At 51.6% G+C, this 818-nt stretch carries 1 protein-coding gene; it reads left to right on the top strand.

Going from position 1 to position 818, the window contains the following annotated elements:
* Positions 1–91 precede the first annotated feature (91 nt).
* On the top strand, positions 92–610 hold the full coding sequence (locus tag HMPREF9720_RS11020; RefSeq protein ID WP_009598418.1) for a DUF3408 domain-containing protein: 519 nt from the start codon (positions 92–94) through the stop codon (positions 608–610).
* Positions 611–818: the final 208 nt, after the last annotated feature.

Here is an 818-nt window from a genome sequence, read left to right as displayed (position 1 = left end):
AAAACGGTATTTTGAATGGTTTAACCCAATAAACCAGACATACATACTCTATGCTCGTATGGCTGACAATCAATCTCAAAAACGTTGCACCATGGATTCATTAAAGGAAAAAGACAACCCCACACCCAATCCTGCTAAGCGTCCCCGTATCGAAGTCGACGAGGAACTGATGCGTCAGATGATCGCCGGACAAGCCCCTTTGGACTCGGAAGTCGTCCGCAGGATTCCCGAACCGGAAGAGGAAGATACGGACGCTCCCGAGGAAAAGACATCGGCAACTGCATCCGTAGCATCGGTAGCGGTTGCTGAAAAAACAGACGTCGATTCCCGAATGAGTACCGTAAAGGAGCCTGCCGGATTCCGTCGTAAAAAGATCGCGCTGCCGGATTTCGAACGCACGTTCTTCGCGCCGGTGGATTGCCGTAACCGCTCTGCGATCTACGTCAGCGCCCAAACCAAACGCAAAGTGTCGGCAATCCTCCACCTGCTTGGAAACGATAATACAAGATTAACGGCTTTGGTCGACAATATGTTGCACTTTGTCATGGACATTTACAGCGGCGAGCTGAATTATCTCCACGAGAAGAAGAACAACAGACGACCGTTTTGAACAGACAATGCGAATTATAACGGACAGCTGAACGAAACGTCGGGAGCGGTTGTTATGCCTATTGGGGTATATGACGTGCGTGTCGTGGATTATGGCTATTGGAGGGGCAGTCCGCAGGGTAGCGTCCGGGCCGCAGAAAGCCGCCTATTCCGACGGTAGCGACCAGCAAAATGCCGGGGATGGAAATATGCAAGGCTCGCCCCTCGGG

It is taken from the genome of Alistipes sp. HGB5 (assembly GCF_000183485.2).
In the GTDB taxonomy this organism is placed as follows: domain Bacteria; phylum Bacteroidota; class Bacteroidia; order Bacteroidales; family Rikenellaceae; genus Alistipes; species Alistipes finegoldii.
This window is presented reverse-complemented; position numbering and strand designations above follow the sequence as displayed.